Origin of the sequence: Lysinibacillus sp. FSL M8-0216 (assembly GCF_038595555.1) — a bacterium.
Taxonomy (GTDB): Bacteria; Bacillota; Bacilli; order Bacillales_A; family Planococcaceae; genus Lysinibacillus; species Lysinibacillus fusiformis.
In genome coordinates, this window is record NZ_CP152007.1 from 3,866,103 (window position 1) to 3,889,390 (window position 23,288).

At 37.4% G+C, this 23,288-nt stretch carries 28 protein-coding genes; 6 read left to right on the plus strand and 22 right to left on the minus strand.

The window, feature by feature from the left end; translation table 11 throughout:
* Positions 1–11: 11 nt before the first annotated feature.
* From MKX57_RS19220 to MKX57_RS19230, 3 genes are read right to left on the minus strand one after another with little or no spacing between them, the layout of a single operon-like run.
* Positions 12–755 carry a LytTR family DNA-binding domain-containing protein gene (locus MKX57_RS19220; RefSeq protein ID WP_008178082.1) on the minus strand — a complete coding sequence of 248 codons (744 nt, stop codon included), beginning with the start codon at positions 753–755 and terminating at the stop codon, positions 12–14.
* A gap of 6 nt (positions 756–761) precedes the next feature.
* A complete protein-coding gene (locus MKX57_RS19225) occupies positions 762–2,513 on the minus strand; it encodes a sensor histidine kinase (protein WP_043990438.1) in 1,752 nt (583 codons plus the stop codon).
* A gap of 24 nt (positions 2,514–2,537) precedes the next feature.
* A complete protein-coding gene (locus MKX57_RS19230; RefSeq protein WP_008178080.1) occupies positions 2,538–3,035 on the minus strand; it encodes an NUDIX hydrolase in 498 nt (165 codons plus the stop codon).
* A gap of 167 nt (positions 3,036–3,202) precedes the next feature.
* Between MKX57_RS19230 and MKX57_RS19235 the strand changes: the two genes are divergently transcribed.
* Positions 3,203–3,754 (plus strand): hypothetical protein, encoded by a 552-nt coding sequence (locus tag MKX57_RS19235; RefSeq protein WP_239355273.1) that lies wholly within the window; start codon positions 3,203–3,205, stop codon positions 3,752–3,754.
* 155 nt (positions 3,755–3,909) lie between these two features.
* Positions 3,910–4,431 (plus strand): GNAT family N-acetyltransferase, encoded by a 522-nt coding sequence (locus MKX57_RS19240; RefSeq protein WP_008178077.1) that lies wholly within the window; start codon positions 3,910–3,912, stop codon positions 4,429–4,431.
* Between the two features lie 183 nt (positions 4,432–4,614).
* On the opposite strand, the gene MKX57_RS19245 is transcribed toward MKX57_RS19240, so the two are convergent.
* Positions 4,615–4,989, minus strand: coding sequence for an iron-sulfur cluster assembly accessory protein (locus MKX57_RS19245; RefSeq protein ID WP_036127329.1), 375 nt, complete (start codon positions 4,987–4,989; stop codon positions 4,615–4,617).
* A 186-nt stretch (positions 4,990–5,175) separates the two neighbouring features.
* On the opposite strand from MKX57_RS19245, the gene MKX57_RS19250 reads away from it, so the two are divergent.
* The gene (locus MKX57_RS19250) at positions 5,176–5,868 is read left to right on the plus strand and encodes a DUF2225 domain-containing protein (RefSeq protein ID WP_089986182.1); all 693 of its coding nucleotides are present in this window, start codon (positions 5,176–5,178) and stop codon (positions 5,866–5,868) included.
* Positions 5,869–5,915: 47 nt separating this feature from the next.
* On the opposite strand, the gene MKX57_RS19255 is transcribed toward MKX57_RS19250, so the two are convergent.
* The gene (locus tag MKX57_RS19255; RefSeq protein WP_004228295.1) at positions 5,916–6,152 is read right to left on the minus strand and encodes a NifU family protein; all 237 of its coding nucleotides are present in this window, start codon (positions 6,150–6,152) and stop codon (positions 5,916–5,918) included.
* Positions 6,153–6,236: 84 nt separating this feature from the next.
* On the opposite strand from MKX57_RS19255, the gene MKX57_RS19260 reads away from it, so the two are divergent.
* The gene (locus MKX57_RS19260) at positions 6,237–6,572 is read left to right on the plus strand and encodes a YuzD family protein (RefSeq protein ID WP_008178069.1); all 336 of its coding nucleotides are present in this window, start codon (positions 6,237–6,239) and stop codon (positions 6,570–6,572) included.
* A 46-nt stretch (positions 6,573–6,618) separates the two neighbouring features.
* Here the strand turns inward: MKX57_RS19260 and MKX57_RS19265 are convergent, their stop codons facing one another.
* Positions 6,619–7,683, minus strand: coding sequence for an NAD(P)/FAD-dependent oxidoreductase (locus MKX57_RS19265; protein WP_008178067.1), 1,065 nt, complete (start codon positions 7,681–7,683; stop codon positions 6,619–6,621).
* A 269-nt stretch (positions 7,684–7,952) separates the two neighbouring features.
* Here MKX57_RS19265 and MKX57_RS19270 point away from each other — a divergent pair, with 269 nt between their 5' ends.
* Positions 7,953–8,189 (plus strand): YuzB family protein, encoded by a 237-nt coding sequence (locus tag MKX57_RS19270; protein ID WP_008178065.1) that lies wholly within the window; start codon positions 7,953–7,955, stop codon positions 8,187–8,189.
* A gap of 80 nt (positions 8,190–8,269) precedes the next feature.
* Here MKX57_RS19270 and MKX57_RS19275 read toward each other — a convergent pair whose 3' ends face one another.
* Both MKX57_RS19275 and MKX57_RS19280 read right to left on the minus strand, forming a co-directional pair.
* Positions 8,270–9,022 carry a TIGR01457 family HAD-type hydrolase gene (locus tag MKX57_RS19275; RefSeq protein ID WP_008178063.1) on the minus strand — a complete coding sequence of 251 codons (753 nt, stop codon included), beginning with the start codon at positions 9,020–9,022 and terminating at the stop codon, positions 8,270–8,272.
* A complete protein-coding gene (locus MKX57_RS19280; protein ID WP_036119960.1) occupies positions 9,019–9,471 on the minus strand; it encodes a DUF86 domain-containing protein in 453 nt (150 codons plus the stop codon). Before MKX57_RS19280 ends, MKX57_RS19275 begins: the two co-directional genes overlap by 4 nt.
* An 88-nt stretch (positions 9,472–9,559) precedes the next feature.
* Between MKX57_RS19280 and MKX57_RS19285 the strand changes: the two genes are divergently transcribed.
* The gene (locus MKX57_RS19285; protein WP_008178058.1) at positions 9,560–9,826 is read left to right on the plus strand and encodes a DUF3055 domain-containing protein; all 267 of its coding nucleotides are present in this window, start codon (positions 9,560–9,562) and stop codon (positions 9,824–9,826) included.
* 123 nt (positions 9,827–9,949) lie between these two features.
* On the opposite strand, the gene MKX57_RS19290 is transcribed toward MKX57_RS19285, so the two are convergent.
* The 14 genes from MKX57_RS19290 to sufD all read right to left on the minus strand — a co-directional run bounded on the left by MKX57_RS19290 (position 9,950) and on the right by sufD (position 23,274).
* Positions 9,950–10,144 carry a hypothetical protein gene (locus MKX57_RS19290; protein WP_008178056.1) on the minus strand — a complete coding sequence of 65 codons (195 nt, stop codon included), beginning with the start codon at positions 10,142–10,144 and terminating at the stop codon, positions 9,950–9,952.
* 50 nt (positions 10,145–10,194) lie between these two features.
* A complete protein-coding gene (locus MKX57_RS19295; protein ID WP_008178054.1) occupies positions 10,195–10,722 on the minus strand; it encodes an HAD family hydrolase in 528 nt (175 codons plus the stop codon).
* Positions 10,723–10,832: 110 nt separating this feature from the next.
* On the minus strand, positions 10,833–11,183 hold the full coding sequence (locus MKX57_RS19300) for a YutD family protein (RefSeq protein WP_008178052.1): 351 nt from the start codon (positions 11,181–11,183) through the stop codon (positions 10,833–10,835).
* 32 nt (positions 11,184–11,215) lie between these two features.
* A complete protein-coding gene (lipA, locus tag MKX57_RS19305) occupies positions 11,216–12,133 on the minus strand; it encodes a lipoyl synthase (protein ID WP_043990437.1) in 918 nt (305 codons plus the stop codon).
* Positions 12,134–12,239: 106 nt separating this feature from the next.
* A complete protein-coding gene (gene yunB / locus MKX57_RS19310; RefSeq protein WP_008178049.1) occupies positions 12,240–13,037 on the minus strand; it encodes a sporulation protein YunB in 798 nt (265 codons plus the stop codon).
* A gap of 23 nt (positions 13,038–13,060) precedes the next feature.
* Complete coding sequence (locus MKX57_RS19315; protein ID WP_008178047.1) at positions 13,061–14,170, minus strand: HD-GYP domain-containing protein; 1,110 nt, start codon at positions 14,168–14,170, stop codon at positions 13,061–13,063.
* A 36-nt stretch (positions 14,171–14,206) separates the two neighbouring features.
* Positions 14,207–15,571: a bifunctional UDP-sugar hydrolase/5'-nucleotidase gene (locus MKX57_RS19320; protein ID WP_008178045.1), complete on the minus strand. Its 1,365-nt coding sequence runs from the start codon at positions 15,569–15,571 to the stop codon at positions 14,207–14,209.
* A 36-nt stretch (positions 15,572–15,607) separates the two neighbouring features.
* On the minus strand, positions 15,608–16,432 hold the full coding sequence (locus tag MKX57_RS19325; RefSeq protein ID WP_090003323.1) for a sulfite exporter TauE/SafE family protein: 825 nt from the start codon (positions 16,430–16,432) through the stop codon (positions 15,608–15,610).
* Positions 16,432–17,289, minus strand: a complete 858-nt coding sequence (locus tag MKX57_RS19330) for a DUF72 domain-containing protein (protein WP_090003324.1) — start codon at positions 17,287–17,289, stop codon at positions 16,432–16,434. Before MKX57_RS19330 ends, MKX57_RS19325 begins: the two co-directional genes overlap by 1 nt.
* A 134-nt stretch (positions 17,290–17,423) precedes the next feature.
* Positions 17,424–18,419 carry an ABC transporter substrate-binding protein gene (locus MKX57_RS19335; RefSeq protein ID WP_043990435.1) on the minus strand — a complete coding sequence of 332 codons (996 nt, stop codon included), beginning with the start codon at positions 18,417–18,419 and terminating at the stop codon, positions 17,424–17,426.
* A gap of 406 nt (positions 18,420–18,825) precedes the next feature.
* Positions 18,826–20,223 carry a Fe-S cluster assembly protein SufB gene (gene sufB / locus MKX57_RS19340; RefSeq protein ID WP_342550524.1) on the minus strand — a complete coding sequence of 466 codons (1,398 nt, stop codon included), beginning with the start codon at positions 20,221–20,223 and terminating at the stop codon, positions 18,826–18,828.
* A gap of 99 nt (positions 20,224–20,322) precedes the next feature.
* On the minus strand, positions 20,323–20,748 hold the full coding sequence (gene sufU, locus MKX57_RS19345) for a Fe-S cluster assembly sulfur transfer protein SufU (protein ID WP_008178033.1): 426 nt from the start codon (positions 20,746–20,748) through the stop codon (positions 20,323–20,325).
* A complete protein-coding gene (locus MKX57_RS19350) occupies positions 20,738–21,967 on the minus strand; it encodes a cysteine desulfurase (RefSeq protein ID WP_107922464.1) in 1,230 nt (409 codons plus the stop codon). The genes sufU and MKX57_RS19350 overlap by 11 nt, the downstream gene beginning before the upstream one ends.
* Entirely contained in the window at positions 21,967–23,274 is a 1,308-nt protein-coding gene (gene sufD, locus MKX57_RS19355; RefSeq protein WP_107922463.1) for a Fe-S cluster assembly protein SufD, read from the minus strand. The genes MKX57_RS19350 and sufD overlap by 1 nt, the downstream gene beginning before the upstream one ends.
* Between the last annotated feature and the right edge of the window lie 14 nt (positions 23,275–23,288).

Here is a 23,288-nt window from a genome sequence, read left to right on the forward strand (position 1 = left end):
CTGAAATGCAACTACCTCGACAGGTCAAAAATTTTCCGCACATCCTTCATATAGAGCCTACTGACAGGAATGGAATGTCTGTTATCCAAAATTAAATTATATTTAGAACTACTCCAAGGCTCTAGCTCCACAATATGCTCTAAATTTACGATAAACGCACGATGGACACGCACAAATCCTTTTAATGTTAGCTTCTTTTCTAATGCTGCCAATGACTCCGAAGCAAAGAACCTTCCTTGCTCTGTGACAACCACCGTTTTACTGTCCTCCGATGTACAATATAAAATATCCTGTATTTTCATTAATAGAATTCGATCGTTGACATAAACCGTTAATTTATCAAGCTTGTCCAGCTGTGAAATCTTTATTTCTTCCATCGTTTTCGCCTGTGCGGCTCTTTTTTTAGCTACTAGCTTTTCTACAGCAGCTTGTACTCGTTGTGCTTCAAAAGGTTTCAGAATATAATCAAAGGCATTCACCTCAAATGCCTGTAATGCGTATTCATCAAAGGCAGTAGCAAAGATAATTTCGGGTCTTTTTGTATGCAACAGTAATTGTTTTGCTAAATCAAGTCCATTATTCATGCCTAACTCAATATCTAAAAATACACAATCAACCTGTTCATACTGTGTCGTGTTGTAAAAATCCTTAAGACTTTCAGATTCACCACAAACATTTACTAACGCTGTTTGCTCTAATAAATAGCGCAATTCAGCGCGTGCCAACGGTTCATCATCCACAATGTATACATTCAATCTCTTTTACTCCCATCTAGTCGCCTTTAACGGCAGTTGAATCATTATTTTTGTTCCTACATCCAATGTACTCACTATATGAAAATCAGCGTCTGAGCCATAAATTTCATGAATACGCTGATAAATATTCCACAACGCCGTTCCAGTCCCTTGCTCCGATTGCATAATCCGTTTACCGAGCTGCTTTACCTGCTCTTTTCTCATGCCACAGCCGTTATCTTCAGTTAGCAAAACTAGCTTATCGTTCACTCGTTGTACTTTGACAAAAATCTTGCCTTCCTTACGATTTTTAAACGCATGATAAATAGCATTTTCAACAAGAGGCTGCAATGTAAATGGTGGAATCTGCACATCGAAAAGTGATTCATCCATAATAAACTCAACTTCGTAACGATTAGGAAATCTTGTTTGCTCAATGGATAAATAAGCCTCAACATGGTCAATTTCATTTTTCAATGGAATAAGCATTTGCCGTGCACCTTGTAAATTGCTTCTAAAAAATGTACTAAGCTTGATCAATAATGCTCTTGCCTCATCTGCATCTGTACGGATCAAGCTTGATATCGTATTAAGGCTGTTAAAGAAGAAATGAGGATGAACCTGTGCCTGTAACGCTTTAATTTCAGCATCCTTTAATAACTTTCTCTGTTGTTCAATTTCAGCATATTCCAGCTGTGAAGAGAATAGTCTACTTAAGCCCTCCGCAAGCTCCTTCTTCACCCCTGTTAATGAATCTGCCTTCGTGAAATACAGCTTTAGGCTTCCAACCGTGCGATGCTGTACCATTAAAGGCAAAACAATGGCGGCGCTTAAAGGACAATCATCATGTGGACATTGAATTTCCTTTGCCGAAGTAGCCATTAAAATTTCCCCTTCCTCTAGTACTCGCTTCGTCAAAGCCGTCATAATTTCCCGATGAATTAAATGATGGTCTTCCCCAACGCCAACATGGGCTAATACACCGTTTTTATCCGTAATGGCGACCGCCTCTACACTAATTTCTCTTTTAATAATTTCAGCCACCGTCTGACAGGATTCCTCATTCAAGCCTTTTCGGAAATGCTCAATCGTTTGTTGAGCAATTGAAAATGCTTGATGTGTTTGCAATGCCTTTGTTCGTTCTTCTTCATCAATAAATGTTTTTATAATCATAAAAAATAAGAAGATTCCAAAGGCATTCATCAAGATCATTGGCATGGCAATTAATGTTACTAGCTGCAAAGCCTGCTCGAATGGCTTCGCAACTACTAAAATCACCAACATCTGTATCGTCTCTGCACAAATTCCAATGATAACAGCTTTCTTATAGGAAAAAGTTTGACGTATTTTGAAACGGTTACTTAATCCACCGGTCATAAAGCCTGCTAAAATCGTCGAAATGCCACAGGCGATCGCTGTAAAGCCCCCTAGTGTCATACGGTGAATCCCTGCTATAATCCCAACACATACACCAACAAGGGGTCCACCGAAAATGCCTGCAATCGCTACACCAATTAATCTCGTATTGGCAATAGCCTCCTCAGCATTAATCGTACTATGTATCATCTGATTTAACGGGTGTATCGTACCGCTTTCAATTTTAATCCCTGTATAACTACTAATAATACATAAACTACTAAAGACAATGATGAGCCATATTTTCTCCTTCGATCCTTGCTCCTGAAACAGCTTCTCTCGAAACAGCCTCCACCTTGACATTAAAAAGGCAAACACAATGATCAGCCCAACGCGCTCTAACATAAATAAAAATAGCTCCATCATAGGTCCCCTCCCAAAGTCATATCATTTTTTAAAGAACAGTCGATACGAGGTATACCCAAAAATATCGCCAGGATTAATCCCCTCTATCGCATCTAGCTGATGGTTTTCGAATTGATTGGATGCCATTTCTTTTAACATAACGGAGGTAGTTTCATCTTGTGCGAGCTCCTGTGGATACAACCATTTGGCTTCCAGTATTTCTTTTTCCTGAATGCATACCTGCTGCTGTTCATCTAGCATACGACAATAAAAAATCGCCATATTATCACTGATATCATCACGGATAACGCCTGTACGAAATCCAATTAAGCCTGATACACTGCAATCTATTCCTGTTTCTTCTTTTATTTCACGGATGACCGCCTCATCCACGGTTTCACCAGCGTTAACAAATCCTGCCGGCAATGACCAACGCCCTTTCAATCCGCTATACGCTTTTTTCACAACTAACCATTGCCCAAGCTCATTCACTGTAACACCCGATACGCCCAGCCATATTTTCCCTCGATCTTTTCTCATAACCTTCACCTCTATATTTCTATTATACCTGCTTGCTTTCAGTGGAATGAAGCTTTTATTCAGAATTTTAAGACCAATTTTAATAATTCAAAAGAATGCATAGACAATCCTTATTTGTAAATATGTTACACTTAGTGTACCAATCATTTTATAAGAAAGGAGATTGTATGTTACATGCACTATCAGTACGAGCAAAGTACTTTATAGTAGCCCTTATCGTAGCGATACTCACACCTTTTTTAGCCTTTTCTACGCCTCTAACCATATCGCAGACATTCTATGCTCATAGACAGGATGTCATCCTGATGACACCACCTAGCAACTTTATTATGCTATTAATAGCCTTAGGCTTGATCTTCGTAGTTTTCATCGTACTCGGATTAAAAAGGAATCCAAACATCTACACCCTTGCATGCGTCATCATCTTAAGTAGTATCGTATTAGGTTATTATTCTTTATTAAGCTATAGCGCCATACAAAAGGATCAAATCGTTTTTCAACAGTATCACCATCAAACTATTTATAAATGGCAAGATTTAAATGAGATTATCTATGAATATGAAATAGGTACGTTTGGAACCTATTACTTTCAAACTAAAAGCAATGAACAATTTATCATTGAGGAAAATGGACAATTTGGTCTTGATGAAAAGAGGACCATCTTTAAGCTAGCAGTTTTAAACGGAGTAAAGTTTATGGAGCGTGAAAAGTCTGATTAACTCCATGCTAAAAGGCTTCTTTCATCACCAGCGAAAGAAGCACTTTTCTTATTTTCACTTTGTTTCAATAATCCAGCAATCGTCAGAGAAGATTTTTTCATAAAATAAAAGCCATCCCCTCAACCACATAGTTGAATACAGAAAGGGAGAGTAAAATGATCATTAAAATGACTCCGTCTACTATGAAGGATTTTAATAAATCAAACGATGGTTTTATAGTCTCGGGGAAAATTATACCGACATACAAAGATAAAGTTTGGACATTTACAGAGGAAATATGTTCTGTGCCTTACTTCAAAAAATATGAAGAGGATGAAATTGATCTTAGCTATATAGAAGATATCGAGAAAGCTGTATTTTTTTATTATATTGACAACAGCTGTGTAGGGCAGATTAAGATGTGCTCTAACTGGAACGGATATGCACTTATTGAAGATATCGCTGTCGCAAAAGATTATAGAAAAAACGGCGTTGGTACTGCCTTACTAAATAAAGCCATTGAGTGGGCCAAAGAAAGGAACTGCTGTGGTCTCATGCTTGAAACACAAGATATCAATGTTTCAGCTTGTCATTTTTATGCTAAAAATCAATTTGTAATAGGTGCAGTGGATACGATGCTATATTCAAACTTTCCAACAGCAAATGAACTAGCAATTTTTTGGTATTATAAATTTTAAATTATTAGAGTGCCTTGTTTATGATCTAAACAAGGCTTTCCTTTTAGACTTCAAAACACAGTAAAAGCCTCTTCCATTTGTTGTTTTCAAAACATACAAATCGAAAAGGCTTGTATTCACAACCTAATTCAGATTATGTTTACATTCCATCAGGATTGTCTTCTACATTTATATCACGTTTAATTATTCACAAATCTCAGGTGTACCTTCACGCTTTGCTGTTTTGAAAGATGTACCGCAGCCACATGAAGCAATGGCATTTGGATTATCGATTGTGAAGCCACCGCCCATTAGCGATTGTTTATAGTCAATTTTTGTTCCCATCAAAATCGGCGCATCTTCACGGGAAACAAGAATTGTTAAACCATGTTGTACATCTACAAAGTCTTCCTCTTTTTTCTCTTGATCAAAATGCATACCATAGGATAGCCCACTACAGCCGCCACCGTTTACTACTACACGTAAAAAAGAACCTTGCTCTTCATTATGCTCCATCATTTCATTAATATGAAAGCCGGCAGCCTGTGTAATTTCAATAACTTGCTTTGTACTTGTCATCCCCATCACCTTCCTTCTTACCTAATATCATATCAATTTTGACCATTGTATGACAAACATTCAGCTTCAAGGTAAATTTTAGTGAGAGTTCTCATATTTTTCACATGTTTAGGAATTTTTATTCATGTTTCTACTAGCACCATTGGTATAATAGTTACAACGACTTCTATGTAGGGGGTAATATATATGGATATTTCACCGTATTATGAAAAACAAATTCAATGTTTGAATTGTAAAAAAGATTTTCCGACGTTAAAAGTTCGTTCCAAATTTATTAAAGTAGAGCATACCGAAACCGATTTCCACCCTATTTATACGGATGATGTGAATGCGCTTTATTACAATGTCTTCGTTTGCGAGCATTGTGGGTTTTCATTTACAGAGGACTTTACAAAATATTTTGCACCAGGTATTCAAGATGAGATTCACACACAAATAACAAAAAAATGGGTGCATCATGATTTTAAGGGAGAACGTACTGTTTTTCAGGCGATACAAGCGTATAAATTGGCTTTCCTCTGCGGCACGATAAAAAAAGAAAAACATGTCGCTATTGCTGGTTTAGCTTTGCGTCTTGCTTGGCTCTACCGTTCTCTCAAAAATAGTGGGCAAGAGGAGCGCTTTATGAAACTGGCGCGTGATCATTATATGGAATCGTATTCAACAGAAGATTACAGTTCTACACAAATGTCTGCTGTACGTATTATGTATATGATTGCCGAATTATCAAGAAGAATCGGAGACATTGAAAATGCGACACGCTTCTTCTCTAGAGTAATTGAAAAACAAAGCAGCGGTGGCGAGGCAAAAATTGTGGACATGGCAAAAGAGCAATGGGCTGTCATCCGCGAAGGAAAAGAGCATACGCGCCACCTATAAATAAAAAAAGTTCTAGTCTGAGATTCAGCTAGAACTTTTTAAATGTCTTAGAATACTTGCTCTACTTCCACAATACCTGGTACTTCTTCTAATAATGCGCGTTCGATACCAGCTTTCAATGTAATAGTAGAACTTGGGCAACTGCCACAAGCACCTAATAAACGTAATTTTACAACGCCATCCTCAACATCTACTAATTCACAGTCTCCACCGTCACGTAGTAAGAACGGACGTAATTTATCTAATACCTCTTGAACTTGGTCGTTAATTGTTGCTTCAGCCATTTTATCTCGACTCCTTTCCTTATAATGATTATAATGTTAGCAACAGAAAAAATCCAATATTGAATCACAAGGAGAGAAAATACGATGCAACCAACTAAACCTATGATTGAAATTTATGGAACAGCTGTAATTTGCGCTAGCTGTGTCAATGCTCCATCTTCCAAAGATACATATGAGTGGTTACAAGCAGCTATCGATCGAAAATATCCAGATCAACCATATGATATTCGTTATATCGATATCGAAGGTCCAATTGAGAATGAACGTGATCAAGACTATGCGACACGTATTCAGGAAGATGAATTTTTCTACCCTCTTGTCCTCATTAATAATGAAGTCGTTGGTGAAGGCTATGTACAGTTGAAACCGGTTTTCACTGCACTTGAAGGTTTAGGATTTGTTCCAGACATAACAGTTTAATTAAAGCCAAGGGATTGTTTCAAATAGAAACAATCCCTTTTACTAACTAATCATTTTGACGTTTGTAATACCATAATAATCCGGATTTCATTAAACGAGCGATACGACCTGTAACTGTTGTATCTGCCAAATAGACAAAGCCTTGTTTTTTACCAAGGGCACCCATGAAACCTTTTAATTTAATATCTGGCATTTTTTCAGGTAAATGTTCGCCCTTCCAGCGCATACGAAGTACTTTAACAATTAGCTCTGCTTGTTCCTCTGCTAACTGTGCTGTTGGAGGTAAATCTGAGGAAGCACAATCTCCAACAATATATACATGTTCATCGTCAAGTACATTAAAGTACTGTGTTACTAGTGGACGACCCTGTTTATCCTTCTCCACATCCATATCACGTACGATTTTGACAGGCTGTACGCCAGCTGTCCATACGACCTTGTCGAGTAAAATTTCATCTTCATGATTGAAAATTTTACCTGGCTCCACTTTAGTAATATTGGAATTGGCAATAACATCAACGTTATGCTTCACGAACCAATCATTTACATATTTACTTAGTTTCTCAGGGAAATCCTTTAGAATACGTGGACCTCGGTCAAATAGCTTAATTTTTAAATCAGATCGACTTTCACGTAGCTCACTTGCAAGTTCGATACCACTTAAGCCAGCTCCTACAATTCCGACTGTAGACCCAGCTGGTAAACCACATAGCGCTTGAAGTGTAGCACGTGATTGTCCCATCGTTTGAATGCTATAAGTGTACTCCTCTGCACCTGGTACACCATGATATTTATCTTCGCAACCAAGACCAACGACTAAATCATCATATTCAATACGTTGTCCATCTTCTAAAATGACAACTTTTTCCGCACGATTAATTTCAGTGATTTCTCCATATACAGGCGTTAAACGTTCATGCTCAGGGAAGCTTACACGAATTTCTTTATCTGTAGCAGTTCCAGCGGCTAACGCATAAAACTCAGTTTTTAAACTATGGAAAGGGGCTCTATCTATTATGACTACCTCTCTGTCTAATGGCAGACTATTTAATAGACGAAGCATGACACGCATATTGCCATAGCCGCCACCTAAAAGTACTAATTTACCCATAATATTCTCCTTTAATATCTCTTTTAATAATTGTTCACAAAGTATCCACAAACGAGTATAACCGATTGTGAGAAGTTTCACAATATCAGAATGAAAATTTGTGAAGGATTTCACAAAATAAATGAAAAGATGTTCATTTCCATAGATTTTTAAGCAATTAATAACGGTTTTCCCTTAAAATTTTATATAAAAACACTTCTTTACCTTCAATTTAAATAATTGACGAAATTCGTAAAACCGAGTAGCATTACTTTGGTGAGGTGACATGAATGAATCCAATGGTTGAATTTTGTATTAGTAATTTAGCAAATGGCTCTCAAGCAACTTATGAAGTACTCGAACGCGATCCGAATATCGACGTTTTGGAATATGGCTGCCTCAGTTATTGTACAAAGTGCTCAGAATCTTTTTATGCTATTGTCAATGGTGAATTAGTAGAAGCTGATTCTCCAGAAGCGTTAACGAAAGCCATTTATCAGTTTATTGAAGAAAACCCTTTATGGTAGTTTGCTAAAACGCCTATATGAATAAATTTGAACAAAAAAAATGGATGTTATGCTAAAAAATCTGCATAACATCCTTTTATTTATTGTAACGCATCCACTATATATGTAGGTTGAAGTTCTTTCTCTTGTACAACCTTTGTGGGTGTAACGCCCGTATTCACATGGATTGTATCACAGCCAAAATTAATTCCGCACATGATGTCCGTATCATAATTATCACCAATCATAACCATGTCTTCTTTAGAAAAATGATGTTCTGTCGCAATTACTTCTAGGATAGCAGGTGATGGCTTCCCTATATAAATAGGATCAACGCCCGCAACCTCTCCTACTAAACGAGCAAAAGAACCATTTCCTGGTAAGAAACCATATTCTGTCGGGAACTTAATGTCCTGATTTGTGGCAATAAAGACTGCTCCTTTTTGAACAAATATTGTCGCTCTAGCAAGTGCCATATAATCAAGTGTTCGATCAATTCCCATGACAAATACATCCGCTTCATCTTCAACAGGCACAATATTTTCATCAAGTAATGCCTGACGAATACCATCAGACCCCATCATAGCTACTTTTTTACCTGTATAATGGAGTGCCACATACTTTGCTGTGACGGACGCACTTGAATAAATATGTTCTAATGGTGCACTAATCCCTATAGACATTAAAGCATCTTGCAGTTGTTCACGTGTTTTAGAAGAGTTATTTGTGACATAAAATGGCTCGATCCCTGCTTGTTGTAAGCGATGAATAAAAGCAACAGCAGAAGAAATCCCTTCCTTTCCACGATAAACAGTGCCGTCTAAATCAAAGCAATAGGCCTTATAATCTCTCATTGATGATCCTCTGGTAAAAAGGCAGAAACTGGACCTAGCTCATTTGTTAAATAACTATGGACTGCAGGCGAAAATTGCTTTAATGCCGATAAATTGGCTGTAAGTACGTGGACAACTTCATCGATATCTACCTCTATAAACTCGCGTACTAGCATTTTACGCAAGCCAACAACTGCTTTATATGGTGCCTCCATTTCAGCAACTACGACTTTTTCATCGACTAATATATCAATAATATCCTCGTAGCTTCCTGGGTCGCGCATTATGAAACCGTCAATCATTAAATTTCCTACATCCATCATTGACTCCATAATGTTGTGACCAATTCGCTCGATAGCTAATTTCTTTATATCATTTTGAGACCAGTTATTCTCTGTCTCCAAAATGGCTAATAGCCCATCTAAGTACTGTAAATTTTTTGTGATTTTATTACGATCTACAAAATACACAAGGAAAGCCCCCATTCAAATCTTTAAAAGTTGATAGTCTTTTCTCTTCTATAGTACCATAACTATAGGACTGGAAGGAGATTAAAAGATGGAACGTTTTTTTTTATATGATGATGTAGAAGATACAAAAACTCGCTTTGTTAGCTTTGCAGGAAAAAAACTGCGCTATGATTTAGCGATATTACAATCTGGCCGCTTCTTTGGGAAAGTGCTTGTCATGGATATACAATTTGGTCGATTTGCGATTATTGGCCCTGATGATGTAGAAGAGCCTGGCTACTTAGAACATGTATACAATCGTACAGAGGACGAAACCGAGGAACTTCGAGAATATTTACGTGAGCTATTGAACTAACACCCTTTTTACAGGGTGTTTTTTTGTAGGACATTATTATATTGCACGAGCATTTTTTGTGAATCAATCAAGATAAAAAAATTCCGCTCACCAGTTGGCTTTTGCGAAATCTTTTAAGATCGATTATTTATTGAGCGTGGATGGATTATCTTTATTATGTGGCTTGTCTTTATTTTCATTATTATTTTGCTTTTTCGCTTCGTTATTTTGACCAATCACGCCTAAATCATCTACACTAATATCAAAACCATATCCATATTCTTCACGATCTAGGGGCTTTTTATTGCGCTTATCCTTCGTCAACATCATCACCTCCACTCATAAATTATCCTTTTTTCAACGTTTTATACTTCTTGTAGCTTCTTTTCTCAAGCTGTTGCATCCTTTATTATCCACCGAGCAGCGCTCATCAAATCAGGAAAAATTGCATCTGCTAACGGGTCATCCTCTCCTAAAAACACGCCCTTTGTACCTGCTTGTTTTCCCGCTATAATATCTGTATCCGTATCACCCACCATATAGGATTTCGATAAATCAATATTATATTTTTTTCCTAAATCAATAATTAGTTTACTATTAGGTTTTCTACAGGCACAGCCTGACTTAGGCTTATGTGGACAATAAACTACTTCATGAATAATGGCACCGTTTTTCTTTAGCACCTTGACCATATGCTCATGTATTTTTTGCAAGCCTCTTTCACTCATAAAGCCTAAACCAACACCCCCTTGATTTGTCACAACAAAAATATAGTCAAAGTGTTTATTTAATTTGCGAATGGCTTCTGGAACTTGTGGTAAAAAGTATAAATCTCTAGGCTTATTAACAAATTTAACGCGTGTTGTTAATACTTCATTGATTACACCATCACGGTCTAAAAAGACGGCTCTTTTCATTTGTATCTCACCTTTAATTAGCTGTTTTGAGCTTTATTATTCCCCAATCATACAAAAGCTAATAAAAAAAAGAAAAAAACTTGATGCATATCGCATCAAGTTTCTTCCCTTTATTCTGCCAATGGTTCTTGGTCGTTTGGTTGCGCTGTTACTTCATTGGCATCCAACACCTCTGGCGGTTTCATAACTTTTCCTGTTTTACGTAAAACAAAATAAGCGCAGCCAAAATTGCAATACTCGTATAAATAATCTTGAAGCGTACTTATTTTCGTATCAAAAGTCGACTTTTGATTTTTATCATCAAAAAAGCCCTTTAAACGTAATTGGTTATAGCCCCAATCACCTACTATATAATCATATCTAGCCAATATATCGGAATACCTTTCCTGAAAAACTTCTTCCTGAAAGGCTTCACGAAAATCTTTTAATAGTTCATATTCCAATCCTTCAACTATGATCAAAGTGACACCACCCTCTTGTTCATCCTTGACGCTTAAAGCTCTGCTTGTAACTGACGTTCTTTTGTTGCAGCATTTACTTGTTCGTCAGCATGGTAACTACTACGTACAAGTGGGCCAGCTTCACAATGTTTAAAGCCTTTTTCCATAGCAATTTTTCGCAGTTTCCCAAACTCTATTGGTGAATAATATTTTTTAACTGCTAAATGCTTTTTCGTAGGCTGTAAATATTGACCAATCGTCATGATATCCACATTATTTGCTCGTAAATCATCCATTACCTCTAAAATTTCTTCATGAGTTTCTCCTAAACCAATCATTAAAGATGATTTCGTCGGAATATCTGGTTGCATTTCTTTAGCTAGACGAAGGAACTCCAAAGATCGCTCGTATTTTGCACGAGCACGTACTCTTGGTGTTAAACGACGCACGGTTTCAATATTATGATTTAGAATATCTGGCTTCGCATCCATTAACATTTGAAGATTTTCCTTCATACCACCTAAATCGGATGGTAATACTTCAACAGATGTGAAAGGACTTTTACGGCGAATAGCACGGACTGTTTCTGCTAATACTTCCGCTCCGCCATCTTTTAAATCGTCACGCGCTACCATAGTAATGACAACGTGCTTTAGGTTCATAATTGCTACTGAATCTGCAACACGTTCTGGCTCTGCCAAGTCTAATTCATTGGGTAACCCTGTTTTTACTGCACAAAATCGACAAGCACGTGTACAAACCGAACCAAGAATCATCATTGTAGCTGTACGTCTTTCTCCCCAGCATTCATGAATATTTGGACAGCGAGCCTCTTCACAAACCGTATGAAGATTTTTCTCACGCATTAGCTTCTTAAGACCTTTATATTCATCATTAGTGTTTAGTTTTATTTTTAGCCAGTCTGGTTTTCTTAAATGTTCTTCTTTACTTGTAGGTTTACAAGATGTCATACGGATATCGCCCCTATCAAAAATATGCATTTTTTATATTAACTATCTTCACTGTTGTCAATGTAACATAATAAATGAACTCCAACAACTATCACAGTAAACATTTCTATTTAAATGGCACAGGTATTTCAATGGATGGTTGAGGCGCATCACTACTATTGGTATAGATGTTCGGGACTGGACCTCTAGTTAACCCCATAGCTACAGGAATATCCTGTGCAACGGTTGAGGATTTACTTGCAAACGGAACAATAATTTGGACATTTACCTCTAAATGAATGCCCACTTCTACATACGCACTATTAATCCCAAATTCTTGAATGGATGAGGTGACATTACTATGGACATTTCCGATCACATGGAATCGTATAGGGATTTTTGGTCCTAAATTTCCGAGCAAAGGAATATTCGCGGCTTGCCCGAGCGGTACAAAAAAGACAATGCCATCGCCATCCTGAATTCTGTTAATATCATATTCAACATTATCTAATTCAGGCAAATGTGATAGCTCTCCTTGTTCTGCCTGCTCTAAATACATTTTTACAAGCTCTAATGTCTCCGCTCGTACACGATTAATAATTTCCGTATTAAACTTTGTCGTCATCATATCAGAACTACCTGGAGGAATATCTTCAATGATATCATTTACATCTAATACATTGGAGGTTCTTGAGTTAATGGCTTTACTTACTACATATGATGCAATTTTTGTAGTTTGTACCTCTGCATATTGCAAATAGGTGGGCATGAGCCGTTCATTTAAATAATAAATAAATAATATAAGACAAACAACCATACTAACAATTAAAATGGTTAATCGATTAAGACGTATTCCCCGTTTATTATAAGAGCGCAATTTCATCCTTTTTCGAGGGAAAAACAAAAAAATCTCCTCCTGTTCCATAACGTATGAACAGGAGGAGTATTTTATTCTACCTTTGCAGGAACCATATAATCCGTCTCAACATTTTCAATTAAAACATTTGGATAGTCCACTAAATTAATTTCATATGTAGCTGCGAGCAGTTGATTTTGCTCCTCAAAAATACGAATCCATGGTAATGCTGCATCCAATGGGTTTTGTCTAGATACAATGCCACGTCGACCATCTGATAATTTTAAGATAACACCATTTGGATAATGAACGACAGCTCTTTTAAGCGCTTTTACGATGCGAGCATCATATAGCGTACCGGAGCCTGCCTCTACAATAGCTAGTCCTTGTGAAGGAAGCATTTTTTCACGATATACTCGATTCGTTGTAACCGCGTCAAAGACATCGGCTACGCCAATAATTTTGGCAAATGGGTGAATTTCAAAATCAACTAATCCTCGTGGGTAGCCACTTCCATCAATACGCTCATGATGTTGAAAAGCGCAATGGGCCACTAGCAATGAAATAGAATGTAAATTGCGTAATAAATCAAAGCCATAGCGGGCGTGCATTTTCATCGCTTCAAATTCTTCATTAGTTAGACGACCTGGTTTTGTTAGGATATCTTTTGGTACCATTAGTTTACCTACATCATGTAGTAATGCACCAATCCCTACTAACCGTAAATCCTCAGCAGAGTAGCCGAGCTCTTTGGCGATGGCTATCGAGTAAAGTGTCACTTGGAAGGAGTGTTGATATAAATACTCATCAAATAAATAAGCATCTGTTAATATCGTTAATATTTCATCATTTCCAGTAACAGCAGAAAGTAGTTCATCTACAATCGAGACAATTGTCTTTGATTGTTGATCTAATATATAAGAGGCATTTACTGAATTTAAACCATCGATTGATTGAAATGAATCTTTAATTGTTGTAATGACTTTATTTCGCATCGCAGGTGGCACAGTTTCTTCTACTTCAATGCCCTCCGAAATATCATCGTCAATGTATAGGTAATGTGTATTTAACTGTTGAAGTCTCTGAATAATGCGGTCATTAATGATGACATCCTTCTTTAAAAGCGGATGCCCCGCCTCATTCCAAATGGTTCTGCCTAATACCATTCCTTCTTTTAATACATCGATTGAAATTAATCGCATGATTTCTTCCCCAATCTATTCTTTAAGCTAACGCTATTACTTAAAGAAACTTTGACCATAATCTATCATAATGTTCCGTAAAAATTCTGGTAATATATATTGCTTCTTTGCATATTTGAAACTTGGATAAAAATATCCAAAAGTAAACAAATCTAAAGTTACAAGTTTATAAATGTGATTATTATCTGCCAGCTTTCCATTAATTAATAACTGACGATTGTCGTTCATGGAAAAACCATATGTCAACATTTTTCCAAAAATTACACCTCTAAACCCTAATCCTTTTAATTCAATATAGGGCCATTCTTCATTTTTGGATTGCATATAAATTTCCTTTATTTCCGTAACGGATAATTCAATTGTACATAAATTAATAGGATGTGGAAAAATCCGATGCACATCTAATGCAGTCACATTTCCTTTTGGGAGGCCATCTAAAAAAATTCCTGCATTAAACAAGGCACAGTCAGCACCACTTTTTTCTAAAATAGCATGTGCAAATAAATCAGATAACTGTGAGTAGTGGAACCATTCCTTATTATAAGATTTTTCGGTCGTAAATACTGGTGTATCCAGTATTCTAATTCCTTCATCCTCTAGGGATTGTACAATTTGCTGTTCGTTTTGGATATTTGGCAAGTCCTTATTATGAATTAAAGTATCCTTTTTTTCAACAATTTTCCTCATTTTTTTATCATATTCGATAACAAGATGTCCTGTATATTGTCCAAATTTCCCGCCACCTGTCAATAAAACACCATTGACAAGTTTCCCTTCTGGCAAGACATGATGTGTATGAGAACCAAATATGACATCAATTTCTGGACATTCCTCCGCTAATAGCTCGTCTTCGGTTATCCCTAAATGTGAGAGGCATAAAACAATATCGACCTCTTTACGTAGTTGATGGGCTAAACGAAGAAGTGTGCTACGCGCTTCAACCAACTGCCAATTTAACGCCTCATAATACACGTCAAACATAGCCGTGGCTGCAATTATCCCTAGCTGTGTTCCCTTCTCTGTTGTAAGCACCACATAGGGCTTCAGCCAGGCTGGATTTCTCCCATTAACCGCATCAATATTACCTACAACGACATCAAAATTTGCATCATCATATAAATGAAAAAGCTCATTATGAGACAATGTAATGCCCTCATTGTTCCCAATTGTCACTACATCATATTCTGCCTCGTTCAGTAATTGTACATTCCCCTTACCAATTGTCGCTTCAGTATAAATATTAGAGCGATCTAAATGATCTCCCACATCAAACAAATAACTCGTTTCCCCTATTCTCGCTAGATTGTTGCGCTCCTCTTTCACATAGCTTTGCATTCGTGGCCAATACTTAAAATGACTATGCAAATCATTTGTGTGAAAAATATGGATTTTTTCAAGCATTAAAGCCACCTCATTTTCATTAGCTAGTCTAGCCGATTAAGCCAATATCCCTTCAACGATGGAACGAATTCCTAATAATAATAAAATAATTCGAAGAACCAGTACAAGCGTATCTGATTTAATTTTTTTATTTAACGCCGCACCAAGCTTCGCACCAATAAAGGCTCCTGGTATGACAGGAATTGTATAAAGCCATGGAACATGCCCCAAATATACATGGCTGGCCGTATTAACAAGAGACGTTAAAAACACTAAAAACATCGAAGTTGCTACTGCTACATGTGGGGGAAATAAGAACAAAATAATCATAGCCGGCACAATCATTGAGCCTCCACCTATACCAAATAGCCCCGAGGCAAAGCCCACCCCGAACGTAAATAAAATCGCAAACCAAATCGGATATCCGTAGACAAAGGTTTTCCCTTCGGCATCCGTAAATTCTTGTTGCAGACCATTTTTCACAAACCATTTTACAGGCTTCAATTTGTCGCGTACAAGTAAAATAATCGATAAAATAATAAGCAAAATACCAAAGTATAAATTGAAGGATGGTAAATCTAAACCTTTATTAACCCAAGCACCCAAAATGGAGCCTGGAATACTGCCGATAAAAAATATATAGCCAGTTTTATAATCCACCGTTTTTGATTTCATATAGCTTAATGTGGAGGCAAGTCCTGTAAAAATCATCATGACAACAGATAAACCAACTACTTTTTGTGGTGTTATATCTGGAATCATTCCAAGGTTTAAACCGATATATAAAGTTGCTGGCACTAATACCACGCCACCACCAAGCCCAACCAATGAGCCAAGGAGACCTGAAAATAATGCAATAATTACTAATAAAATAAACGCCATTATAATTCCCCTTCAAACATGTTTAATTGTTTAGGCGCTAACCCAACATCTTTAATATTCAAAACACCCTGTAATTCCTTTGCGTTTTTCGCTGCATGATTACCTGAATTGTTATTAAATAATATAAATAGTTCCTGCACCTCGGACTCAAGCTTCGTGATTTGCTGTCCAAGCTGCTGCAATTCTTCTTTATTATAGTCATATAAAAAGCGCACTTTGCGCCAATTTTCTGCATTCCCCGTGTTGCGCCAACCATGTATATTTCGCCCATGGATACGTACCAGTGCCTTATCTGCAGTCACTACAGGATGGAAGGGCACAGATCCTACACCAGCCTGTGGCTCATCACAAATCGTATGAATCAATTGATGCTCTCGTAAAAAGTCCATTGTTTGTTGTACTACATTATCTGCATACCATGTTTGATTGCGAAATTCGATAGCCACTTCAAAATCCTTTAGTTGTTGACGAATATACAATAAGTATTGAACATTTTTCGACTGACAATCAAACCACGGTGGAAACTGAGCTAAAACCATTCCTAGTTTCCCCAAACGTTTAAATTCATGGGCACATTCAATAAAAGCATTGAACATATCATTTTTGGATTCAAAAGGGATTTCTCCCCGCAAATGCCCCGTCATGCCTTGATAGGCCTTCACTATAAAACGAAAATTCTCCGGTGTATTCTCACACCATTTACGAACATTCTCTTTGGATGGTATGGCATAAAAGGAAGTATCTACTTCCACTGCTAAAAAATGACCTGTATAATCAAATAATTTATCCTTTGAAGTAGTCACTCCACTATAAAGTGAAGGGTGATCGCCCCATCCAGTTAATCCAACTACAATCATGTGACATCCTCCTCTATCTACAACATAATCATAGCATACAGTCTTCTCATACAATTAAACATCATGTAAAAAATCTAGCTTTTCACAAAGAAAAAGCATGAGTCCTTATACAAATTGAACTCATGCCAAACAAGTTATTTATCAAGATTTTGTTGGATTGCTTCTAAAAAAGTAATACGACTAAACGCTGGGCCACCTTCCATTAGTGGGTTCACAACATTAACAAATACTTGCTCATTTTTAAAGGCATTGATATTTTGGATAATGGGATTCTTTTTAAAATCTTCTAACGCATTTGGAGCATCCGCATTTTCATCCGTTGAAAACTGCACAAATAAATAATCTGGATTCATATCCGCTAGTTGCTCAACAGAAATCGCTTCTTGTGATTTCGCCTTAGCGATTTCAGCAGGAACTTCTAAACCAAGCTCACCATATAAAACAGGGTTTAAAAATACCTCTTTTGGATAGACATAAGCTTGTCCCCCACGAATTCGAATGGCTGCTACTTTTTTGCCTTCTAGCTTTTCTGTTAAGCTAGATTTTGCCGCTTCAATATCCGCCTTATATGTAGATAATATTTTTTCTGCCTCTGCTTGCTTGCCTGTTAATTCAGCTAATAAGTTTAAATTAGATTCCCAATTCGTAGAGATATGCGAAACTAAAATGGTTGGAGCAATTTTCTCTAATTTACTTTGTACTTCCTCTGGAAATTTCGTTGAGCCTAAAATCACATCTGGATCTAATTCTAATATTTTTTCAAAGTTTGGCTTAATCTTCTCCCCAATCGACTCTGCCTTATCTGTAACAGCAGCGTACAACTCAGGGAATTTACCACCGACCGCAATCGCTCCTACTGGATGAACATCAAGTACAACCATATCTTCCATGGCCTCCATCGCACCCGTAACAACAATTCTTTCGACCTTATCTGGCACTTCATAGCTTTCTCCAAGATAATCAATGGTTCTTGTCCCATTTTCATTGCTAGAATCATCTTGTGTTTGTGCCACTTCCTCTTTCGTCGAATCTGTGGACGTATCCTCCTCCGTTGTTTTCTTCTCTCCGCATGCAGCGAGGATCAGCATAAATACCGCTATCATACTAATAAATAGAAACTTGTTTCTCATGTACTCAAACTTCCTTTCTTAATTGATATTGATTCTCATTATCATTTTAGTATGTCTCCTTATAAAAATCCACTATTATTTCAATATATTAAGAAAATTATTTTTCATACAAAACAAAAACCCTTGCCACAAACATAGTTGTGACAAGGGTTAATTAATACTTTACCCGGTAAAACCCGTTATAATACAGGGCTTAATAAGTTCCTAATCTGATGATTGAATAAAGCTTTGAACATTGCCCTCCCTAAAGGGATAAGTGAGGGCTTCGCTGCTTCTCTCCATTTTCTCAGCAATTACTCTCAAGTGCCCCTTGAATTTTATCGAAGGCTATAAAAGCATCCTCTACTTCCTCATAGAAAACGTAAAAAAGGAGCAGATATTAGAATCTGCCCCTTTTATTTTAATTTTACCCGATAGACCCTTCCATCTCAAACTTGATAAGACGGTTCATTTCTACTGCGTATTCCATTGGTAATTCTTTTGTGAATGGCTCGATGAAGCCCATTACGATCATTTCTGTCGCTTCTTCTTCAGAGATACCACGAGACATTAAATAGAATAATTGTTCTTCAGATACTTTTGAAACTTTAGCTTCATGCTCTAAAGAAACGTTATCATTCAGAATTTCGTTGTATGGGATTGTATCAGAAGTAGATTGGTTATCCATAATCAGCGTATCACATTCAATGTTGGCACGAGCACCGCTAGCTTTAGGACCGAAACGAACTTGTCCCATATACGTAACCTTACCACCTTGTTTAGCAATCGATTTAGAAACGATTGTAGAAGATGTGTTTGGTGCCATATGAATCATTTTTGCTCCAGCATGTTGATGTTGACCTTTACCTGCTAATGCAATAGATAATGTCATACCACGAGCACCTTCACCTTTTAGGATACATGCTGGGTATTTCATTGTTAATTTAGAACCAATGTTACCATCAATCCATTCCATTGTACCGTTTTCTTCAACAACTGTACGTTTCGTTACAAGATTGTATACGTTGTTTGCCCAGTTTTGTATCGTTGTATAACGGCAGTAGGCATCTTTACGAACAACAATTTCTACTACAGCTGAGTGTAAAGAATTTGTTGTGTAAACAGGGGCTGTACAACCTTCAACATAGTGTACATGCGCGCCTTCATCCACAATAATTAGCGTACGTTCGAATTGTCCCATATTCTCAGAGTTAATGCGGAAGTAAGCTTGTAAAGGTGTTTCAACTTTAACACCTGGTGGTACATAAATAAATGATCCACCTGACCATACAGCTGAGTTCAATGCCGCAAATTTATTATCTGTGTACGGGATTACTTTACCCCAATATTGTTTGAAAATATCTTCGTTTTCGCGTAATGCTGAGTCTGTATCTTTAAACACAATACCAAGATCTTCAAGGTCTTGCTTCATGTTGTGATAAACTACCTCTGACTCATATTGTGCAGATACACCCGCAAGATATTTTTGTTCTGCTTCCGGAATCCCTAATTTATCAAAAGTAGCTTTGATTTCGTCAGGTACTTCATCCCATGATTTTTGTGTAGCTTCTGATGGTTTTACATAGTACGTAATTTCATCAAAGTCTAAATCACCAAGATCGCCACCCCATTGTGGCATTGGTTTTGCATAAAATGTTTCAAGTGCTTTTAAGCGGTAATCTAGCATCCACTCTGGCTCTTGTTTCATATTTGAAATTTCACGGACGATTTCTTCAGTTAAACCACGTTTTGAACGGAAAATTGATACGTCCTTGTCATGGAAACCGTATTTGTAATCGCCGATATCAGGCATTTTTTTAGCCATCGTTTATCCTCCGTTCATTGAGATGTATTTTTCAAGGTATTCGACCCTTGCCTTGAGTGAAAGTATGTCACTTTCACCCAGCCGACAAGGCAGTATGATTTATTTCACACCTTTTTCCATTGCTTTCCAAGCTAATGTTGCACATTTAATACGAGCAGGGAATTGTGAGACACCTTGCAGTGCTTCAACATCCTCTAGGTCATATTTATCGCTATACTCTTCACCCATCATCATTTTAGAAAAAATATCAGCAAGCTCTAAAGCTTCATCTACCTTTTTCCCTTTAATCAGTTGAGTCATCATGGAAGCAGAGGACATAGAAATTGAACAGCCTTCACCATCAAATTTGGCATCCTCTACAATACCGTCAGTCACTTTTAATGTTAAGTGAATACGGTCTCCACATGTCGGATTGTTCATATCAATCGTTACAGCTTCACCTTCTAAAGCACCCTTATTACGAGGATTTTTATAGTGATCCATAATGACTGAACGATATAGTTGATCTAAATTATTAAAAGACATCGCCAAAATACTCCTTCGCAGAACGTAACCCTGCAACAAGACGGTCAATATCCTCCTCTGTATTGTACAGATAGAAGCTTGCACGCGCTGTCGCTACTTGCTGAAGACATTTCATTAGTGGTTGTGCACAGTGATGACCAGCACGAATAGCAATACCATTCATATCAAGCACTGTTGCCACATCATGTGGATGGACATCATCTAAGTTAAATGTCACAAGTCCACAACGTTTCATTGGGTCACGTGGGCCGAAAATTTTTAAACCGTCAATGGTTTCAAGCTGATCCATTGCGTAGCCAACAAGCTTATGCTCATGCTTTGCAATATTATCTAGCCCAATCTCAGTTAAGAAATCAATAGCGGCACCTAATCCTATTGCACCTGCAATAATAGGCGTTCCACCTTCAAATTTCCACGGTAATTCCTTCCACGTTGAATCATATAACCCAACAAAATCGATCATTTCGCCACCAAATTCAATTGGCTCCATCTTTTCAAGGTGTTCCTTTTTACCATATAGTACACCTATTCCAGTAGGACCGCACATTTTATGCCCAGAGAACCCTAAGAAATCTACATCCAAATCTTGGACATCAATTTTCATATGCGGAGCAGCTTGAGCTCCATCAGCCACCATAACAGCACCATTAGCATGTGCAATTTGCGCAATTTCTTTAATTGGATTAATAGTTCCAAGTACGTTTGATGCCATTGACACCGACACGATTTTTGTTTGCGGTGTAATCGTCTCACGTACTTTTTCTAAACTAATCGTTCCATCAGCTTCTAGCTCAATGTATTTTAATGTCGCCTTTTTTTCTTTGGCTAACTGCTGCCAAGGAATAATATTGGAGTGATGTTCCATTTGAGTAATGACAATTTCATCACCCTCAGCAACATTTGCACGTCCATAGCTGGATGCTACTGTATTTAATGCTGTCGTTGTTCCACGAGTAAAAATAATTTCTTGTGTTGATTGAGCATTAATAAACTTACGAACCTTTTCACGCGCACCTTCATATTTATCTGTAGCACGGTTTCCTAATGTATGCACACCACGGTGAACATTGGAATTATCAAATTCATAATAGGCTTTAATTGCTTCAATTACTTGAACAGGTTTTTGAGACGTCGCTGCACTATCAAGATACGCAAGTCTATGACCATTTACATCCTGATTTAAAATTGGGAAATAGCTTTTAATGTCTTTTTTCATCATTAGCGAACTTTCCTTTCAATAACCTCCGTCAGTTGCTTTTGAACGCCCTCAATTGGTAATTGCGTAACAACTGGCGCAAGGAATCCATGGATAACAAGGCGCTCTGCTTCTGCTTTCGAGATACCACGGCTCATTAAATAGTAAAGCTGTAATGGATCTACTCGACCAACAGATGCTGCGTGTCCTGCTGTTACATCATCTTCATCAATTAATAAAATTGGGTTTGCATCCCCACGAGCTTTTTCAGAAAGCATTAATACACGTGATTCTTGTTGTGCATCTGCTTTCGTTGCACCATGTTCGATATAGCCAATACCATTAAAGATAGATTGAGCTGCATCTTTCATGACACCATGTTTTAAGATATGCCCGTTTGAGTTTTTACCCCAGTGACGAACCTCTGTAGTGAAGTTAAGTTTTTGTTCTCCACGACCAACAACTACTGTTTTTGTATCTGCATGAGAACCGTCACCAATTAGATGAGTAATATTTTCTGAGATTGTATCTGAGTCATTCATTAAACCAAGAGCCCAATCTACTTTTGCGTCACGCGCTAAGCGTCCACGACGGTTTACATATGTCGTAAAGCCTTTTGCAAGCACATCCACTGCTCCATATGTTACTTGCGCATTATCTTGGACAACTACTTCCGCAATAATATTTGCTTGGCCTTTTGCTTCTTCAACCGTTGAAATATATGTTTCCACGTATGTTACAGCAGAATTTGCTTCTGCCACTACTAGTACATGGTTGTATAATGATGCATCAGCATTATCGTTTAAGAAAACAACTTGAAGTGGTTGCTCAATGACTACATTTTTTGGTACGTAAACAAATACGCCACCGTTAACAAGTGCTGTATGAAGCGCTGTTAACTTATGCTCATCCACTTTAACAGCTTCAGTCATAAAGTATTTTTGAACAAGCTCACCATGTTCACGAACTGCTGTGAAAATATCTGTAAAAATAACACCCTTATCAGCAAGCTCTTGTGATGTTTTAATGTAAGCTGGTGTATTATTGCGTTGAATATAAAGGTTTCCTTGCGCTTCAAGGTCAATTAATCCTTTTGCTTCTTCAGGTAAAGCATCCAATGATGGATATGCCTCACTATGAACTGTAAATGCTGGGAAGTTCATGAAATCCCATTTCGTAATATTAGTTCTATCTGGTTTTGGCAAATCTAAACCAGTTACTTTGTCTAGTGCTGCCGCGCGAAGCTCAGTAAACCAAGTTGGTTCACCATTTGCTTCTGAGAACGAGCGCACGTCCTGTACTGTTACAGGCAAGTTAAGTTCCACTGTCATGCTAGTTCGTCCTC